Here is a 15046-nt window from a genome sequence, read left to right as displayed (position 1 = left end):
CTGGAAACGCCGGATGGCCGCCGGCGGGTCCCGGCCGAGGCGATCCGATCCACAGTCCCGCACCCGCGGTCCCCAGCTTCGTTCGATCAGGCTTCGTCCAGCCAGAGATCGCCGCTCGCCTGCGGCGCTCGAAGGACGTGGCGGGCCCCCTCGGTGAGCGCCCGGTCGGGCCCGGGCTGGCGCAGGTAGGTCGCCAGATCGCGGGCGAGACGCTCCAGCGGGTGGTCGCGCAGGAAGCCCTGAAGGCCGACCGAGCGCTGCGCCCGCTCCAGGAGGTCGAGCCCGGCCCGCTCGACGGCGAAGCGCGCGAGGTTCACGTAGGCCACGATCCCGTCCCCGTCGCCCTCCAACTCGCTCGCGGCCGCGGCCGCCCGCGCCACCCAGAGCCGCGCGGTCTCGGCCGCGATCACGCCCTCGCCGAGGCGGGCGAGCTGGTGCGGGTCCTCGCCGCGCCCGGTCGCGGCGAGGTGGCCGCGCCACGCGTCGAGCACAGCCTCCAGGCCGCCGAGCTGGACGGCGAGGAAGCGCCACGCGCCGCTCGAGAAATGCGGCTGGGCCTGATAGTCGTCGGGGGCGCCGACGGGCGTGAAGCGATCGGCGCCGAGGCCCGTGAAGTCGACTGTCCCGCTCGCCGAGGCACGCATCCCGTGCGCCCGCCAAGCCGACGGATCCGCCCGCTCGCCGGGTTCGAGCGCGACGACGATCATCTGCGACCCGCCGGCCGGTGCGTCGCCCGCATGCTGCGCGGTGACGAGGGCGCGGGTCACGAAGCCGGCCCCGGAGGCGAAGCTCTTCACGCCGCGCAGGACGGGGGCTCCGTCGGCGGCGTCGATCAGCAGCCCATTGCCGGGCGGCTCGGTGTTCCAGACGCCGAACAGGTGGCCCTGGACGGCGTCCGCCAGCAGGCGGGTTCGCCCCGCGCCGGTGCCGTAGCGGGCGACGAGCTGGACCGCGTTGACATGCCCCTCGTACAGGCGCCCCAGCGCCAGGCTACCGCATCCGATCCGCGTGAGCACGGCACGCAGGATCGACCCGTTCGTCTCTTCGCCGAGGCCCGCGCCGCCGTCGCGCCGGGGGACGGGCGCGGCGAGCAGCCCGGCGCGGGCCAGCGCCGCCACGTCCTCGGCCGGGAAGCCGCCATCATAATCCTGGCCGCCGGCCCGGCGCGCGGCGCCCTCGGCCACCGCGCGTGCCGCCGAAACCGGATCGCCGCGGGCGTCCCACGCGAAGTCGTCGAGCCTGAGATCCACGCCCCATCCCGTCATGCCGAGCCACGCATGCCAACGTGCCGCCGCCTGCTTCGGCGGGTGCCGCGACAATACTCCACATCTGTCCGTGCGGGATGGGTTCCCGTCGGATCGCCACAGGCGCGGCGGCCAGCGGACGGCATTCGGCCGCCGGCCTGGGCCGGTCCGCGACACCCGGTCGAGTGCGCCGACAGGCAGCGTGACGGCGGGGCGTCGATCCGCGCCGGGCATTCGGACGGCTCGACGCACAGCCTCTCACACGGCTCCCGATCACAGGCCGTCCTCTCACCGAGCGCGACGGCTCAGCAGGAGTTTTGTGAGGTGCTCTTAACAGCTTCTCATTGTAGGGAGCCTGCACAACAACCCGCAGGACCGGCGTTGCGCCGACTCACTTGGGGGGGTCAAAGCCCTGGGATATGAGGCTCGCGTGTCGCGGAACGAGACCATGTCCTGCCCGTCGGGTTTCGAGCCCCTGCATCCCCAACGCCTCGCTGCGCTACGCAGCTACGCCATCCTGGACACGGTCCCGGAGCGCGAGTTCGACGAGATCGCCGAGATGGCCGCCCAGGCCTGCGGCACGCCGATGGCGCATATCAATTTCATCGACGCCGACCGGCAATGGATCAAGGCTGCCGTCGGTCATACGGCGCGGGAGATGCCGCTCGCCTCCGGATTCTGCACCGAGGCCCTGCGCGCCGACGGTGTCCTGGTGCTGCCGGATCTGGCAGCGGAGCCGGACCGGGCCGCCAACGTCCTGGTCGCGGGCGAGCCGCACCTGCGCTTCTACGCCGGCGTGGCGCTCGTGACCCCCGATGGCTGGACCATCGGGACCCTGTGCGTCCTCGACCGCGAGCCGCGCACGCTCACCGAACAGCAGCTCTTCATCCTGAAGGCGCTGGCCCGGACGGTCATGACGCAGCTGGAGAGCCGGTGCGCCGAGGCGGCCCTGCGCCGGACCGAGGAGCGCTACCGCTCCCTGTTCGAGTTCATCGAGGCCGGCTTCTGCCTCATCGAGCTGAAATTCGAGGGCGGCGAGCGCGCGGTCGACTACCGCTATCTGGAGGTCAACCCGGCCTTCGAGCGGCAGACCGGCCTGAGGGACGTGGTGGGCAAGTGGATGCGGGACCTCGCACCCGACCACGAACAGCATTGGTTCGACATCTACGGCCGGGTCGCCCGGACGGGGGAGCCGGCCCGCTTCGAGGAAGCGGCCGCGAGCCTCGGCCGCTGGTACGACGTGCACGCCTACCGGGTCGACGGGCCGGTTCGGAACCGGGTCGCCATCCTGTTCAACGACATCACCGACCGGCGGCGGAGCGAGCTGGCGCTCCGGGCACGGGAGGCGGAGCTTCGGCTGGTCGCCGACGCGATGCCGGTCCTGATCGCCGTCATCGACAGCAAGGGCATCTACCAGTTCGCCAACGCCGCCTACGAGACCTGGACCGGCCGGTCTCCCGCCGATGTGGTCGGGCGGTCGATGATCGATCTTCTCGGCCCAGAGGCGTTCGAGGCCCGGCGTTCCGCCATCGAGCAGGCGCTGGCAGGGCACGAGGTCCGGACCGAGTTGACCTGGAAGGGTCCGGACGGTGAGGCCTGGATCGCCGACACCCGCTATCTTCCGCGCCGCGCGGCCGACGGGCGGGTCGAAGGGTTCTACGTCTTCGCGCACGATGTCTCCGATCGGAAGGGGGTCGAGGCGTTGCTCCAGTCGCGGGCGGACAGCCTGGAGGCGCAGGTCGCCGCGCAGACGCGCGACCGCGACCGGGTCTGGACCCTGTCGCCGGTGCTGAAGTTCGTCGCGGCCAAGGACGGGCGGATCCATTCGGTGAATCCGTCCTGGAGCCGGGCGCTCGGCTGGTCAGAGGCGGAGACCCTGGGCCGGGCCGCTCTGGACTTCGTGGCGGCCCCGGAGCGGGACGCGGCGCTCACGGCCCTGCGCCCCCTGTGGGAGGGCCGCCGGGTCGAGGATGTCGAACTCGCGTGCACGACCCGCGCCGGCGACAGTCGGCGGGTGCTCTGGACCGTGGTGCCGGAGGACAGGCTGTTCTACGGCTTCGGGCGCGACATCACCGAGCAGCGCCAGGCCGAGGACGCGCTGCGGCAATCGCAGAAGCTGGAGGCGATCGGCCAGCTCACCGGCGGCGTGGCGCACGACTTCAACAACCTGCTGACCATCATCCGCTCGTCCGTCGAGTTCCTGCGCCGGCCGGAGCTGGCCGAGGAGCGCCGGCGGCGCTACCTCGACGCGGTCTCCGACACGGTGGACCGCGCCGCCAAGCTCACGGGCCAGCTCCTCGCCTTCGCCCGGCGCCAAGCGCTCAAGCCCCAGGTCTTCGACATCTGCGAGCGCCTGCGAAGCATCGCCGACATGCTCGATTCGCTCACGGGCGCCCGCATCCACGTCGGTACGGACCTGCCTGACACGGCCTGCTTCGTGCGCGCGGACGAGAGCCAGTTCGAGACGGCGCTGATCAACATGGCGGTCAATGCCCGTGACGCGATGGGCGGGGAAGGCCGTCTCACCCTGCGCCTCGATGGCGGCCGCCCGATGCCCGCCATCCGCGGGCATGCCGGGGCGCCGGGGCCGTTCGTGGCGGTGCGGGTCGTGGATACGGGCACCGGGATCCCGGCGCCGGACCTCGGCCGGATCTTCGAGCCGTTCTTCACCACCAAGGAGATCGGCAAGGGGACCGGGCTGGGACTCAGCCAAGTGATCGGCTTCGCCAAGCAGTCCGGCGGCGACATCGATGTGGCGAGCGTGCCCGGCCACGGCACCACCTTCACCCTCTACCTGCCGCAGGTCGAGGCTCCTTCGGAGGCGGCCGATGCCGGCCGGGACGACCGGCGCGAGGCGGAGCCGCAGAGGGGCCTGTGCATCCTGGTGGTGGAGGACAACCTGGAGGTGGGGCGCTTCTGCACCCAGATCCTCGAAGATCTGGGCCACGCACCGATCTGGGCCAAGTCTGCCGAGGAGGCGCTCGGCGAACTGGAGCGCACGCCGAACCGCTTCGACGCGGTTTTCTCCGATGTGGTCATGCCCGGGATCGGCGGCGTCGCGCTCGCCCGGCGGTTGCAGATCAACCGGCCGGACCTGCCGGTGGTCCTGACCTCCGGCTACAGCCACATCCTGGCCAAGGACGACACGCACGGCTTCGCGCTCGTGCGCAAACCCTATTCGGCCGAGCAACTCGCCCAGGTCCTCTACGACGCGACGAAGCGCCGGACCCCGCCCTCGTCCGGGGCAGCCCCATCCGCCGCGAAGCCGGTCAGCGCGTCGGGCCTATCGCGGCACGAATAAAAATTCTCATCCCGCGCCGGCCAAGTTCTAACCTGGACGATTCCCGACTACCCGCACCGACAGTAGCATTGGCATCGTGGATGCTGAGGCGCCGTGCCGCCATGACTTTAACCGGACGTTTCTGGTTCCGCCGGACCTGGACCGGCAAGCTCATCCTGCTCGTCGAGGAGGAGCGGCCGCGCTGGTTCCGCCGCCGCGGCAGCACGAAGCTGCGCTGGCGAGACGCCAAGCTGCTGGATCTGGCCGAGACGCCCCTGCGCGCGCTCATGACGCTGGAGCGCAGTTACCGGGCAGAGTTCGGGACCGGCGAGGCGCGCCGCGTCCCGGGACCGGCCCCGGTCGCGGCGATCGGCGGCCCCGCGGTGACGCCGCGCGGCAAGGCCCCCCCCTCATAGCCAGGCGCGCCCAGCCGCGGAACCAGAGCGCCGCCACCCGGTTGACGCGCCGCAGCGCCGCAAAGGCGTCGCCGTGCTGCGGCCCCTCGTGGGCGTTTCCTCCCTAGACTTCGGGCCGCTCCTTCGGGGGCGGTCCTTTTTCGGAGGCCCCTCGAGGTCGATCCGGAACAACGCCGCCTGCGGCAACGAGTTCTCAGAATCTTCTCAGAAACCGCCGCTGTCGAACCGCATCCAGCCCTCAGGTCTCCAGGGCGAGGAGCGCGAAGGTCGCGAGCCAGTGCTCCCCCATGTAGTCGCCGGTCACGTGCGGCAGTCCCGCCGCCAGATGCGCCTCGGCCGCCGCGGAGAGCGGCGGGCGTCGGGGGTCATCCGGCTCCAGGGTGGCGGCCAGCGCGCGGAAGCACCACGCGCGACTGAGGTTCAACCCGTCGAGATGCGCAATCTTCCCGTCGCTGCGGTCGGTTACGGCGGCCGGGCGGAACAGGGTGCCGGGCTGCCCCGCGGCGAGGCCCGGCAGGAACCGGTCGAACCAGGGCCGGAACCGCTCCGGCGGCAGGAGGCGGCGCATGCATTCCGCCTCGATCAGCGCGGAGGACAGGAAGTCGTCCCCGCCCGGCTCGCCCCAGGCGGGGCAATCCGCATCCGCCGCGTACCAGCGCTCGGCGGTGTGCAACAGCAGGTCGCCGAATGCGGCATCCCGCGCGCCCTCGGCGTAGTCGGCCGCGAGGCGCAGCGCGAAGGCGGTGTTGAAGTGCGTGCCCACCCGTACCGGATAGGGGGCGAGCGGCAGGAAATCCCGGAAGCCCTGCGCGACGATCACGGCCAGCGGCGCCAGCGCCTCGGCCCAACGGCGCTCGGGCAGGCGGGACAGTTCGTCGGCGAGCTTCAGGAGCCATGCCCAGCCGTAGGGCCGCTCGAAGCCCCGCGCGGTCGGGGCGGCGAAATAGGCGCATTCCCCCGCGACCGTCCCGGGCACCAGCCGCGCGTCGAGGCGCGCGCGGATCGCCCCGGCCTGCGGGCCGTCCGGGAACAGCCGCAGCACGCGCGCCAGCAGCCAGTAGCCGTGGACGCAGGAATGCCAATCGTAGCTGCCGTGGAAGACCGGGTGCAGGTCGGCGGGTGTGCGCGCATCCTCCGGCCCCGACAGGACGTGCCCGGGCTTGTTCGGATACTCGCGGCTGACATGGCCGAGGGCGGTCGCGGCGAAGCGGGCGGCGATCTCCGGGGTGAGTGCGGACGGCATCGCCGAGCTCCAGGTTGGGGACAGGGCAGCGGTTTCGCGGTCAGCGCCCGGGATCGGACGCTTTGCCGGCGCAGCCCGAGATCGGTTATCGCAAGCCGGGCGAGCCGGGCAGCCCCGCCGGCCCGACCCCACCAGGAGCCTCCATGCGCTGCGCGCCGCTTGCCGTCCTCCTCGTCGCGCTCGCGCTGCCGGCCGCGGCGGCGCCGGATCCCAGCCGGGACGTGCTGTGGGCCGCGCTGAAGACCTGCGTGCTCGCCAAGCGCATCGCCGACCGGACGTTTCCGTGCCTCTCGGTCGATCTCGGGGACAAGGACCGCCCCGGCTCGGCCGTCCTGCGCGCGCCGGGCGAGCCGACCCACATCGTCGTCATGCCCACCGACACCGTGGCCGGGCTGGAAGCCCCGATCCTGCGCGGCCCGCGCGGGTCCGCCTACTGGCGGGCGGCACTCGCGGCGCGGCCGTTCGTATCGGACGCCTTGAAGGGAAAGCTGCCGCCCGAGGCGGTGGGGCTGGCGGTCAACTCGGCCAGGGGCCGGAGCCAGGACCAGCTCCACATCCATCTCGATTGCCTGAAGCCGAGCGTGCTGGCGGCCGTGAAGGCGCATGGGCGCCAGATCCGCGGGACCTGGACGCGCTTCCCGGTGCCGCTCGCCGGCGACCGCTACGTCGCGCTGCGCGTGCCGGAAGCGGAGGCCGAGCGCTTCAACCCGTTCGCGGCCCTGCGCACCCTGCCCGGGCCGCGGCCGGACCTGCACCGGACGAGCTTCGCGGCGTTCGCCACGCCGGCGGGGGATCCCGAGCCGGGCTTCCTCCTGCTGGCCTACCGGGCGCCGAGCGCCAGCGCCGAGGACGTGATGGACCACGGCTGCGCCGTCGCCTCGGGCCGCGGCGGCGCCTGAGGGGGCGCCCCTACCCGGTCGTCATCGGCGGCGGCAGCGCGTCGGTAAGCTGGCGCAGGAAGGCCCGCACCGCCCGGGGCAGCCGCCGGTCGCGCATGGCCTGGATCTGGACGCCCCGGGCGAGGCTCGCCCGGGCGCGGATCCGCAGGCTGACCAACTCGTTCAGGTGCAGGGGGGTCCGCACCGAGAGCGCCGACATCAGCGCGAGCCCGCGCGAGCGCCGCACGAACGGCAGCAGGGTGGAGAGGTTGTTGGCGGTCAGCACCGGCTCGATCGCGACGCCCTCATGCGCGCAGGCGGCGTCGAACACCTGCCGCAGGGTCGTGTCCCGGGTCGGCAGGGCGACGGGGTAGTCCAGCAGGTCGGCGAGGCGCAGCGCCGGCGCCCGCGCCAGGGGATGGTCGGGGGCGGCCAGCGCCAGCATGTCCACCTGCCCGTCATAGAGCACCTCGACCTGCCGGGTCGGCGCGAGCGCGAAGGTGATGCCGAGATCGGCCTCGCCCACCGCCACCATCTGGGTCACCTGCGCGGGCGGCAGTACCGTCACCTCGAAGCGCAGGCCGGGATGGGCCGTGTGGAAGACCGCGATGGCGTTCGGGACGATGTCGAGGGCGAAGCCCTCGGAACTCGCCACCCGGATCAGCCCCCGGGCGAGGCCCTCCAACTCGCGGATCTCGGTGACCACCTGCTCGGAGCGGATCAGCACCTGGTGCGCGTGCTGGGCCAGCAATTCGCCCGCCGGGCTCGGCACCATGCCGCGCGGGCGCCGCTCGAACAGCACGCAGTCGAGTTCGGCTTCCAGGTTGGCGATCTGCCGGCTGATCGCCGAGGCCGCCACGTTGAGCTGGGAAGAGGCCGCCGCGATCGAGCCGGTGCGGGCCACCGCCAGGAAGTAACGCAGCCCGGTCGTTTGCATCATTCTGCCTCGAAGGGACTATTCTGCGGTTCTCGTTGCCGAAACGGCAAGGCAGCAGTCGCCAAATTCTACTTGTTGCGATCCCAGATGCACAACATCATCGCAGGGTGAATAAGGCGGCAGCCGCGGAGTCTCTCCGCGCCCCTGGCCGCCGCGCCGTCGGAGAGGCTCCCCCCTATGCCGGTACGGACGATCACCCTGGCGGCGTCTTGCGCCGCCTGGCTCGCCGCCCTGATCGCGAGCCCGGCGCTGGCCGGCAAGGCGGACGATACTCTGGTCTACGCCTCGGACAGCGAGCCGGAGAACGTCAGCCCGTACCACAACAGCGCCCGCGAGGGCGTGATCCTGGCACGGAACTGCTGGGACACGCTGCTGTGGCGCGACCCCAAGGACGGCACCTACAAGCCTATGCTGGCCACCGCCTGGACCTGGACCGACGATACCACCCTGGACCTGACGATCCGCGAGGGCGTGACCTTTCACAACGGCGACCCGCTCGGGCCCGAGGACGTGGCCTTCACGTTCAACTACGTGCTGACGCCCGAGGCGCGCACGGTCACCCGCCAGAACGTCGACTGGATGAAGTCGGTGGCGGTTACCGGCCCGCACAGCGTCCGGATCCACCTCAAGGCGCCGTTCCCGGCGGCGCTGGAATACCTCGCCGGCCCGACGCCGATCTTCCCGGCTACCTACTTCAAGAAGGTGGGTCTCGACGGCTTTGCCAAGGCGCCCGTGGGCAGCGGCCCGTACAAGATCACCAAGGTCGACAGCGGGCGCGGCGTCAGCATGGAGCGCTTCGCCAACTACTGGGCGGGCAGCACGCTGGGCAAGCCGAAGATCGGCAAGCTGCAGTTTCGCATCATCCCGGACGGCGAGAGCCGGATGGCCGAGCTGATGACCGGCGGCGTCGACTGGATCTGGCGGGTGCCGAGCGATCAGGCCGAGCAGCTGCGGGCCGCCCCCACCATCACGGTGCTCAATTCCGAGACGATGCGGGTCGGCTTCCTGCAGCTCGACACGCTGGGCCGCGCGAAGGAGAACTCGCCGCTCAAGGACGTGCGGGTCCGGCAGGCGATCGCCTACGCCATCGACCGCAAGGCGATGGTCGACAACCTCGTGCGCGGCGCCTCCCGGGTGATGAATGCGCTGTGCTTCGTCGACCAGTTCGGCTGCACCGACCAGGGGGTGATACGCTACCCCTACGACCCGGCCAAGGCCAAGGCGCTGCTCAAGGAAGCCGGCTACGCGAACGGCTTCGAGATCGATCTCGGCGCCTATCGCGAGCGGGACTACGCCGAGGCCGTGATCGGCTATCTCGGGGCGGTCGGCATCAAGGCGCGGCTCAACTACCTGCGCTACGCCGCGTTCCGGGATTCCCTGCGGGCCGGCAAGGTCTCGATCGGCTACCAGACCTGGGGCTCGTTCTCGGTCAACGACGTCTCGGCCTTCGACGGAGTCTATTTCCGCGGCGGCGAGGAGGACCTGACCAAGGACCCGCAGGTGATCGCCGATCTCCAGGCGGGCGACGGTTTCACCGATCCGGAGACCCGCAAGGCCGCCTACGCCAGGGCGCTGCAGCGGATCGCGGCGCAAGCCTACGCTCTGCCGATGTTCTCCTATTCCACGAACTACGCCTTCACGTCGGACCTCAACTTCACCGCCCAGCCGGACGAGGTGCCGCGCTTCTACGCGGCGTCCTGGAAGTAAGGGGCCGCACCGTGCTGGCCTTCACGCTCCGGCGCATCCTGGTCGCCCTGGCGGTGGCCGTCACGGTCTCGGTGGCGAGCTTCCTGCTGCTCCACCTCTCGGGCGACCTCGCCACGGCGATCGCCGGGCCGGAGGCGACGGGCCCCCAGATCGCGCAGATCCGCCAGGATTACGGCCTGGACCAGCCGCTGCTCACCCAGTTCCTGACCTGGGGCTGGCGGGCGCTGCACCTCGATTTCGGCAACTCGTTCTACTTCCGCGAGCGGGTGATCGACCTGCTGGCCGCCCGCCTGCCGATCACGCTCTATCTCGGCATCATCGCACTCGCCGTGGCGCTGTTCGTGGCGATCCCCCTCGGCGTGATCGCCGCCGTGAAGCGCGACACGTGGATCGACCGGCTGGCGCTCGCCGTCTCGGTGCTCGGCCAGGCGATGCCGAGCTTCTGGTTCGGCCTGACCCTGATCCTGATTTTTTCCGTCAACCTCCGCTGGCTGCCGGTCTCCGGCAATGCGAGCTGGAAGAACTTCGTCCTGCCCGCGGTGGCGCTCGGCTACTACGCCATGCCGGCGGTGATGCGGCTCACCCGCAACGGGATGCTGGAGGTACTGGCCTCCGACTACGTCCGCACCGCCCGGGCCAAGGGCTTGCCGCCCCGCAAGATCCTGGTGCGGCATGCGCTCCGCAACGCGGTGATCCCGGTCATCGCCCTGTCGGCGGTGCAGTTCGGCTTCATGCTCGGCGGCTCGATCGTCATCGAGGCGGTGTTCTCGCTCCAGGGGCTCGGCCAGCTCGCCTGGGAGTCGATCGCCCGCAACGACTTCCCGGTGGTCCAGGCGATCGTGCTGGTGCTCGCCATGATCTACATCGCCCTGACGCTCGCGGCTGACCTGCTGAACGCCTTCCTCGATCCGCGCCTGCGCCAATCGTGAGGACGCTCGAGCCATGAGCCTGCCCCCGGACACTGCGGCTTTGGCCGCCCCTGCCCTGCCACCGGATACCGAGGTTGCCCTCGCCCCGGCGACGTTGCCCTCGCCTACCGGCCTGATCCTCCGGCGGGGCCTGCGCCACGGCGGCTTCCTGATCGGCGCCGTCGTCCTCGGACTGATCGTCCTGGCGGCGCTCGCCGCGCCGCTGATCGCCCCGCACGACCCCTACGCCCAGGACGTGTCGCGCCGCCTGATCCCCCCGGTCTGGCAGGCCAAGGGCTCCTGGGACCACCTGCTCGGCACCGACAAGCTCGGGCGCGACTATCTCAGCCGCCTGCTCTACGGCGGCCAGATCTCCCTGTTGATCGGGATCTCGGCAGCGCTGATCTCCGGGCTGATCGGCACGGTTCTGGGCCTCTGCGCCGGCTATTTCGGCGGCTGGGTCGACGCGGTCGTCAGCTACATCGTGACCACGCGGCTCGCCTTGCCGGTGGTTCTGGTGGCGCTGGCCATGGCGGCCCTCGTCGGCGGCTCGCTGAAGGTGGTGGTTCTGGTCCTGGGCTTCCTGCTCTGGGACCGCTTCGCCGTGGTGACCCGGGCCGCCACCCAGCAGATCCGCAGCCAGGATTTCGTCTCGGCGGCGCGCGCCTCCGGCCTCACCGATCTTCGCATCGTGCTCCAGGAGATTCTGCCCAACATCCTCAACGCGCTGATCGTCGTGGCGACGCTGGAGATGGCCCACGCGATCCTGCTGGAGGCAGCGCTGTCGTTCCTGGGGCTCGGGGTGCAGCCGCCGCTCCCGTCCTGGGGCCTGATGATCGCCGAGGGCAAGCAGTACATGTTCTTCCAGCCCTGGGTGATCACCATCCCGGGCGTTGCGCTCCTCCTCCTCGTGCTGGCGATCAATCTCCTGGGGGATGGCCTGCGGGACATCACGGCCCCCGAGGGTCGGCACTGATGAGGCTCCGAGAGCGCATTCGGATCTGGAGACCGCCCCATCGCTCCGGGCTCGCCTGCGGTGCCCCGGAATGACGGACCCGCTTCGGCAGCGCCCGATCACAGCCGGCGCAGCACCCCAATGTTTCACGGGAAACACACCATGACGCGAGACGACGCCATCGCGCGCGCGACCGGGAGCTTCGACTCGGGCGCATTTCTCGCTCTCCTGCGGCAGGCGGTGGCGATGCCTACCGAAAGCCAGGCCCCCGGCCAGGAGGCGGCCCTGCGCGCCTATCTCGACGCCTTCGTCACGCCGCTGGTCGCCCGCCTCGGCTTCGCGGCGCCCCGGATCTTCCCCAACCCCGACGGGGTGCACGGCCCGTTCCTGCTCGCCGAGCGGCACGAGGGCCCGGACCTGCCCACCGTGCTGATCTACGGCCACGGCGACACGGTGCGGGGCTATCCCGCGCAGTGGCGCGAAGGTCTCGGCCCCTGGGAGATCGTGGTCGAGGGCGACCGCTGGTACGGCCGCGGCACCGCCGACAACAAGGGCCAGCACGTCCTCAACCTCGCCGCCTTGGAGCAGGTGATCGCCGCCCGGGACGGCCGCCTCGGCTTCAATGTGAAGCTGCTGATCGAAATGGGCGAGGAATCCGGCTCGCCGGGCCTGCGGCCGTTCTGCCGGGCGCAGGCCGAAGCGCTCCGCGCCGACGTGCTGATCGCCTCGGACGGGCCGCGGCTCAACGCCGAGCGCCCGACCCTCTTTCTGGGCTCGCGGGGCGCCTACAATTTCGAGCTGAGCCTGAACCTGCGCGAGGGCCCGCACCATTCCGGCAATTGGGGCGGCCTGCTGCGCAACCCCGGCACCGTGCTGGCCTCGGCCATCGCCTCGATGGTCGACGCTCGCGGCAGCATCCGGGTGGAGGCCCTGCGTCCGCCGCCGATCCCCGAGGGCGTGCGCGCCGCGCTCGCCGACATCCGGGTCGGTGAGGACCCGACGGCGCCCACGATCGATGCCGACTGGGGCGAGCCGGGGCTCAGCCCGGCAGAGCGGGTCTTCGCCTGGAACACCCTCGAAGTCCTGGCCTTCAAGACCGGCGATCCCGACGGGCCGCTCAACGCCGTGCCGCCCCACGCCAAGGCGACCCTGCAGCTGCGCTTCGTGGTCGGAACCGACTGGCAGAATCTCATCGGACACGTGCGCGACCATCTCGATGCCCACGGCTTCCCGATGATCGAGGTCCGGCCGGCCCGCGGGGCGGAAGTCTTCCAGGCGACGCGGCTCCCGGTAGAGGATCCCTGGGTGGACTGGGCGCTCGCATCGATCGCGGCGAGCACGGGGAAGAAACCGGCCTTGCTGCCCAATCTCGGCGGCTCGCTGCCGAACGACGCCTTCTCGGAGATCCTGGGCCTGCCGACGCTGTGGGTGCCGCATTCCTACCCGGCCTGCCGCCAGCACGGGCCGGACGAGCACATGCTCGCCACCGGCACCCGGGAGGGCATGGCGATCATGGCGGGGCTGTTCTGGGATCTCGGCGCGGCCGGACCCGACATCCTGCGGCTGCGGCGCGACGCGAGGCCCTGACCAATGAGCGAGCCGGTCGTCCGCATCCGCGATCTGACGATCGCGCTCCCCAAGGGCGCCGACCGCCCCCACGCGGTCGAGGGCCTCGACCTCGATCTGCAATCCGGACAGATCCTCTGCGTGGTCGGGGAATCGGGCTCAGGCAAGTCCATGAGCGCCTACGCGCTCACCGGCCTCCTGCCCCGGGCCCTGAAGCCCGCAGCGGGCGCGATCCTGTTCGAGGGCCGGGACCTGCTGACCCTCGACGAGGCCGCATGGCGGGCCTTGCGCGGCCGGCGCATCGCCATGGTCTTCCAGGAGCCGATGACCGCCCTCAACCCGGTGATGCGGATCGGCGACCAGATCGCCGAGATGTTCGAGGCGCATGACCTGCTCACGCGGGCCGAGCGGCGGGCCCGAGCGGTGGCGCTGGCCGCCGAGGTCGGGCTCCCGAACCCCGAGGAGGCGGTGCGCGCCTATCCGCATCAACTCTCCGGCGGCCAGCGCCAGCGGGCGATGATCGCCATGGCGCTGGCCCTGGAGCCCTCGGTCCTGGTGGCCGACGAGCCGACCACAGCGCTGGACGTCACCACCCAGGCCCAGATCCTCCGGCTGATCCGCGACCTGCAGCGGAAGCGCGGGATGAGCGTCCTGTTCATCACCCACGATTTCGGCGTGGTGGCGGAGATCGCCGATCACGTGGCGGTTCTCCAGCGCGGGCGGCTCGTCGAATCCGGTCCCGCCGAATCCGTTTTGCGCAATCCGCAGGCGCCCTACACCCGGGCGCTGCTCGCCGCGGTGCCGAGCCTCACACCGCCGTCGCGGCCGCCCCTGGCGGCGGCCCCGGTCGCCCTGTCGGTGAGCGGGCTCTCCAAGACCTACAGCACGAAGGGCCGCCTGTTCGGCAAGCCGCGGGTGGTGGCGGCCGTCCAGCAGGTCGCCTTCGACGTGCGGCGCGGCGAGACCCTGGGTCTGGTGGGCGAATCGGGCTCGGGCAAATCGACCACGGCGCGGCTCGCGATCCGGCTGATCGAGCCGGACGGCGGCACGGTCCGGCTAGGGTGTGAACCGAACCAAGCTGTTGCCGGGTTTGCCAGTTTGTGATTCCAGGCGACTGTTTTGCAGCCTGGAGGTGGCGATGGCGGACCTGTTCTGGCTCTCCGATGAGCAGTGGGCGGTGATCGAGCCGTTCATGCCCAGAGACCAGCCCGGCCCCGAGCGCAAGGACGACCGGCAGATCATCTCCGGCATCCTGCACGTGCTCACATCGGGATGCCGCTGGCGTGATTGTCCGGCGGAGTATGGGCCGCGCACCACCGTCTACAACCGGTTCAACAGATGGTCGCGGCGCGGCTTCTGGAAGGCCATGTTGGCGGACCTGGCCAAGGCCGGGTGGGCGGGCGATGCGGCCGCCCTCGATAGCACCTATGTGCGGGCCCACCGCTCGGCCCACGGCGGCAAAGGGGGGCGCGGACACAGGCCATCGGCCCGTCGCGCGGCGGCCAGACGACCAAGATCCACGCGCTCACCGATGTCCTCGGCCGCCCCGGCGTCCTCTTGCTGACGCCCGGCAACGCCAGCGACGTGACGACCGCGCCTGCGGTGCTGGCCGAAGCGCCTGGCCGGATCCGGCGGCTGGCTGCCGACAAGGGCTACGATGCCGATTGGCTGCGCACCGATCTGCGGGCGCAGGGCATCACGCCGGTCATCCCGGGCAAGCGCAGTCGCAAACGACGCATCCGCCACGACAAGCGGCGCTATCGGGAGCGCTGGCGCATCGAGGCGACCTTCAACCGCCTCAAGGACTTCCGCCGCGTCGCGACCCGATATGACAAGCTCGCCCGCAACTATGCCTCAGCCGTCGCCCTCGCCGCCGTCATCGCTTTCTGGTGCTGATCGAGTCCAGACCCTA

The 15046-nt window shown here is 71.2% G+C and carries 11 protein-coding genes and 1 pseudogene; 9 read left to right on the top strand and 3 right to left on the bottom strand.

Translation table 11 applies throughout. The annotated features are described in order from the left end of the window. Positions 1–86 precede the first annotated feature (86 nt). Entirely contained in the window at positions 87–1265 is a 1179-nt protein-coding gene (locus Q8W67_RS23685) for an acyl-CoA dehydrogenase family protein (RefSeq protein ID WP_370693943.1), read from the bottom strand. A 427-nt stretch (positions 1266–1692) separates the two neighbouring features. On the opposite strand from Q8W67_RS23685, the gene Q8W67_RS23680 reads away from it, so the two are divergent. Together Q8W67_RS23680 and Q8W67_RS23675 are read left to right on the top strand one after the other, a co-directional pair. Continuing rightward, positions 1693–4545, top strand: a complete 2853-nt coding sequence (locus Q8W67_RS23680; RefSeq protein ID WP_305550331.1) for a PAS domain-containing protein — start codon at positions 1693–1695, stop codon at positions 4543–4545. Positions 4546–4646: 101 nt separating this feature from the next. Further along, positions 4647–4940: a hypothetical protein gene (locus Q8W67_RS23675; protein WP_305550315.1), complete on the top strand. Its 294-nt coding sequence runs from the start codon at positions 4647–4649 to the stop codon at positions 4938–4940. Between the two features lie 238 nt (positions 4941–5178). Here Q8W67_RS23675 and Q8W67_RS23670 read toward each other — a convergent pair whose 3' ends face one another. Next, on the bottom strand, positions 5179–6183 hold the full coding sequence (locus Q8W67_RS23670; protein WP_305550314.1) for a DUF2891 domain-containing protein: 1005 nt from the start codon (positions 6181–6183) through the stop codon (positions 5179–5181). Positions 6184–6326: 143 nt separating this feature from the next. On the opposite strand from Q8W67_RS23670, the gene Q8W67_RS23665 reads away from it, so the two are divergent. Continuing rightward, positions 6327–7082 carry a CDP-diacylglycerol diphosphatase gene (locus Q8W67_RS23665; RefSeq protein WP_305550313.1) on the top strand — a complete coding sequence of 252 codons (756 nt, stop codon included), beginning with the start codon at positions 6327–6329 and terminating at the stop codon, positions 7080–7082. 10 nt (positions 7083–7092) lie between these two features. Here Q8W67_RS23665 and Q8W67_RS23660 read toward each other — a convergent pair whose 3' ends face one another. Then, complete coding sequence (locus tag Q8W67_RS23660) at positions 7093–7998, bottom strand: LysR family transcriptional regulator (protein ID WP_370693942.1); 906 nt, start codon at positions 7996–7998, stop codon at positions 7093–7095. Between the two features lie 177 nt (positions 7999–8175). On the opposite strand from Q8W67_RS23660, the gene Q8W67_RS23655 reads away from it, so the two are divergent. The 6 genes and pseudogenes from Q8W67_RS23655 (at position 8176) to Q8W67_RS23630 (ending at position 15030) form a co-directional block, all read left to right on the top strand. Further along, complete coding sequence (locus Q8W67_RS23655; RefSeq protein WP_305550311.1) at positions 8176–9705, top strand: ABC transporter substrate-binding protein; 1530 nt, start codon at positions 8176–8178, stop codon at positions 9703–9705. 11 nt (positions 9706–9716) lie between these two features. Further along, positions 9717–10634, top strand: a complete 918-nt coding sequence (locus Q8W67_RS23650; RefSeq protein WP_305550310.1) for an ABC transporter permease — start codon at positions 9717–9719, stop codon at positions 10632–10634. Between the two features lie 13 nt (positions 10635–10647). Further along, on the top strand, positions 10648–11589 hold the full coding sequence (locus Q8W67_RS23645; RefSeq protein WP_305550309.1) for an ABC transporter permease: 942 nt from the start codon (positions 10648–10650) through the stop codon (positions 11587–11589). Positions 11590–11730: 141 nt separating this feature from the next. After that, a complete protein-coding gene (locus tag Q8W67_RS23640; protein WP_305550308.1) occupies positions 11731–13155 on the top strand; it encodes a M20 family metallopeptidase in 1425 nt (474 codons plus the stop codon). 3 nt (positions 13156–13158) lie between these two features. Continuing rightward, positions 13159–14196, top strand: a pseudogene (locus Q8W67_RS23635) (ATP-binding cassette domain-containing protein); the annotation flags it as partial. Positions 14197–14272: 76 nt separating this feature from the next. Continuing rightward, a protein-coding gene (locus Q8W67_RS23630; protein WP_305544164.1) for an IS5 family transposase occupies positions 14273–15030 on the top strand; the annotation gives its coding sequence in 2 pieces (ribosomal slippage) (positions 14273–14603 and positions 14603–15030; 759 coding nt in all). Positions 15031–15046 lie beyond the last annotated feature (16 nt).

Source organism: Methylobacterium sp. NEAU K (assembly GCF_030700285.1).
Classification (GTDB): domain Bacteria; phylum Pseudomonadota; class Alphaproteobacteria; order Rhizobiales; family Beijerinckiaceae; genus Methylobacterium.
Note: the sequence above shows the minus strand (reverse complement) of the source record. Positions and strands in the feature narration are given on the sequence as shown.

What these genes read in the sequence shown, in the direction of transcription:
- Q8W67_RS23685 (WP_370693943.1), bottom strand. Translation starts at nt 1,265, where the DNA reads ATGACGGGATGGGGCGTGGATCTCAGGCTCGACGACTTCGCGTGGGAC.
- Q8W67_RS23680 (WP_305550331.1), top strand. Translation starts at nt 1,693, where the DNA reads ATGTCCTGCCCGTCGGGTTTCGAGCCCCTGCATCCCCAACGCCTCGCT.
- Q8W67_RS23675 (WP_305550315.1), top strand. Translation starts at nt 4,647, where the DNA reads ATGACTTTAACCGGACGTTTCTGGTTCCGCCGGACCTGGACCGGCAAG.
- Q8W67_RS23670 (WP_305550314.1), bottom strand. Translation starts at nt 6,183, where the DNA reads ATGCCGTCCGCACTCACCCCGGAGATCGCCGCCCGCTTCGCCGCGACC.
- Q8W67_RS23665 (WP_305550313.1), top strand. Translation starts at nt 6,327, where the DNA reads ATGCGCTGCGCGCCGCTTGCCGTCCTCCTCGTCGCGCTCGCGCTGCCG.
- Q8W67_RS23660 (WP_370693942.1), bottom strand. Translation starts at nt 7,998, where the DNA reads ATGCAAACGACCGGGCTGCGTTACTTCCTGGCGGTGGCCCGCACCGGC.
- Q8W67_RS23655 (WP_305550311.1), top strand. Translation starts at nt 8,176, where the DNA reads ATGCCGGTACGGACGATCACCCTGGCGGCGTCTTGCGCCGCCTGGCTC.
- Q8W67_RS23645 (WP_305550309.1), top strand. Translation starts at nt 10,648, where the DNA reads ATGAGCCTGCCCCCGGACACTGCGGCTTTGGCCGCCCCTGCCCTGCCA.
- Q8W67_RS23640 (WP_305550308.1), top strand. Translation starts at nt 11,731, where the DNA reads ATGACGCGAGACGACGCCATCGCGCGCGCGACCGGGAGCTTCGACTCG.